Annotated in this window: 3 protein-coding genes; all 3 read left to right on the top strand. The window is 64.0% G+C overall.

All coding sequences use genetic code 11. From position 1 onward, the window contains the following. Nucleotides 1-23 precede the first annotated feature (23 nt). The gene (locus VGD20_RS06620) at nt 24-539 is read left to right on the top strand and encodes an O-antigen ligase family protein (RefSeq protein WP_331133694.1); all 516 of its coding nucleotides are present in this window, start codon (nt 24-26) and stop codon (nt 537-539) included. A gap of 54 nt (nt 540-593) precedes the next feature. Next, nucleotides 594-1304, top strand: coding sequence for a polysaccharide biosynthesis/export family protein (locus VGD20_RS06615; protein ID WP_141397066.1), 711 nt, complete (start codon nt 594-596; stop codon nt 1302-1304). A 56-nt stretch (nt 1305-1360) separates the two neighbouring features. Continuing rightward, nucleotides 1361-2845 (top strand): GumC family protein (locus tag VGD20_RS06610; RefSeq protein WP_331133693.1); only part of this gene is annotated, 1485 nt, incomplete at its 3' end.

The following is a 2845-nucleotide window of genomic DNA, read 5'->3' as shown; positions in this document are numbered from 1 at the left end:
CGTGTGTTGTCGCTGCCATTTTGGTGATCGGCGGTTTCATCGCGCTGAGCTTCGCGGCGGATCGCGCGGTCGGAATCAGTCGGCTGATCACGCTGGAGGTGGGCGAGGACATGCGATCGCGCGCGCGCCCCACCGTTCTGGCGATGATCGCGCTGTATATGCCGTTCGGGTCGGGACTGGGCGGTTTCGACCCGGTATTCCGCATCCACGAGCCGTTCGCTCTGTTGAAGCCGACCTATTTCAATCAAGCGCACAACGATTATCTCGGGATCGCACTTGACGCCGGGATCGCGGGGATCCTCATCCTCGTCGCCGCCATCGGCTGGTGGGCGCTCGCCTCGATCCGGGTGTGGCGGGCGAAGGGCGATCACGACATCCTGCTGGGACGGCTGGGATCGGCGATGATCCTGCTGGTCCTGATCGCCAGCACCGCCGACTATCCTGCCCGCACGCCGACGGTCATGGCGTTGGTCGTCGTCGCCGCAATGTGGCTTGCGCGCGGTAAAGCCCATGCAAACGGTGTGGCTTTACCGTCCTGATCGGCAAATCTATAGAGCGCGTCACCTTCCCTTTTCTCCGGAACATCCAAGCGAATGCGCTTTCCGATTGCCATCCTGTGCATCGCCCTGGCGACGACTGCGTGCGGTTCGCCCGAACCGCTCCGGTCGAACGGTAGCCTGACCGTCGTCGACGGTGCCAATGTGCTGCCACCGCCCAACCGTAGCGACCTGGTTGCGGCTGACCGCCCCGCGTTGATCGGGCCGCTCGACACGATCGAGGTCAGCGTGTTCGGCATCCCTGATCTCGATCGCGAGATGCAGGTCGACGCCAGCGGGCGGATAGCGATGCCGCTGGCCGGCGCGATCGACGCACGCGGCAAGACTGCGGAAGAGCTTGCGGCCGCGATCGAGACCTCCCTGAAGGCGCACTACGTCCGCGACCCCAAGGTGACGGTGAACATCAAGAGTTCGGTCAGCCAGGTCGTGACCATCGACGGCTCGGTAGTAGAACCCGGCCTTTACCCGGTCACCAATCAGATGACGCTGATGCGCGTCGTCGCCTCGGCCAAAGGGCTGACCGAATTCGCGCGGCAGAACGATGTCGTGATCCTGCGGACGGTGGGCGACAAGCGGATGGCTGGTCTTTACGATATCTCGGCGATCCGCCGCGGTGCCTATGACGACCCGCCCGTTTACGCCAATGACGTCATCATCGTTGGCGATTCGCCGCAGCGTCGTCTGTTCCGTGATTTCGTGTCGTTGTCTCCGGTGCTTGCGGCGCCGTTGATCGCCGTGCTGCAATAAGGCCCATCTTCATGAACCTCGTCAGTTCCTCCCTCCGCCCTGCATCTCCCGGGGTGATGCTTACGCCGGCCCCGCCGGCCAATGAGGACACGCTGCCGTTTCTGCGGCAATATTGGCGCGTGGCGGTGCGCTGGCGGTACGTGATCGGGGGGGCGGTAGTCGCCAGCCTGCTGATCGGGCTAATCGCCACCTTCCTGATGACGCCGAAATATACCGCAATTTCGACGATCGAGATTTCGCGAGAATCCAGCCAGCTGACCAATTTCCAGGGCGTCGAGCGCGAGACAAGCATCGCCGACCAAGAATTCTATCAGACGCAGTACGGCCTGCTGCGCTCGCGCGTGCTTGCAGAGCGCGTCGCGACGCAGTTGCGGCTTGTGGACGACAAGAGGTTCTTCGAGCGGTTCGGCGAACGTGACAACGACATTGCGTTCCAGGAGGTCAATGGACGCTACACTGCGGCGGGGCGCGCCGAACGGCAGCGGATCGCCGGCGAAATCCTCCTCAAGCATGCGAGCATCGAGCCGACCCGCCTGTCGCGCCTGGTCAACATTTCCTTCACCAGTCCGGACGCCGAATTCTCGCAGCGGATCGCCAATGCCTGGGCCGAGAATTTCATCCAGACCAATCTCGAGCGAAAGGTTCAGGCGACTTCCTACGGGCGCAACCTCCTCCAGCGCGAACTGGCACAGACCAAGGAACGGCTGGACGGGTCGCAGCGTCAGCTCGTCGCCTATGCCGAGCAGCAGCGCATCATCAACCTGCCCAGCCAGGGCGCCGGGGAGAATCAGACCAGCGAGCGGTCGATCGTCGCGGACGAGTTGGCGACGCTGAACGCCGCGTTGTCGCAGGCGACCGCCGATCGCATCGCCGCCGAATCCCGCTCGCGCGAGACCAATGGTGCGGGGCAGTCGAGCGAGGCGCTTCGCAACCAGGCGATCAACGCGTTGCGTCAACGCCGCGCCGAACTTTCCGCCGACTATCAGCGGATGATGGTGCAGTTCGAGCCGGACTATCCCCCGGCGCGCGCGCTCCAGTCGCAGATCAGCCAGCTCGACCGCTCGATCGCTCGCGAGGAAAGCCGCGTTGCTGGATCGGTACAGGCCGAATATCGTCAGGCGATGGACCGTGAAAGCGCACTGCGTGCGCGCGTCGAGCGATTGAAGTCTAGCTACTTGGACCTGCGTCGGCGCAGCATCCAGTACAATATCTATCAGCAGGAGGTGGATACCAACCGCGCACTGTATGACGGCCTGTTGCAGCGGTTCAAGGAGATCGGCGTCGCCGGCGGCGTAGGTGTCAATAATATCGCGATCGTCGATCCGGCCGATCTGCCGCAGAAGCCGTCCAGCCCGCGGCTGGTCCTCAACCTCATCGTGGCATTGCTCGCCGGGCTTGCCGTCGGCGCCGCAGCGGCCTTCGCCCTCGAACAGATGGACGAGGCGATCGCGGATCCGGCCGAGGTCGAACGGCGGCTGGGGCTGCCGTTGTTGGGGTCGGTACCCAAGGTCGAGGGCGTGGCGCCGCGCGATGCGCTTCTC

Source organism: Sphingopyxis sp. (genome assembly GCF_036402335.1).
GTDB lineage: Bacteria > Pseudomonadota > Alphaproteobacteria > Sphingomonadales > Sphingomonadaceae > Sphingopyxis.
Note: the sequence above shows the minus strand (reverse complement) of the source record. Positions and strands in the feature narration are given on the sequence as shown.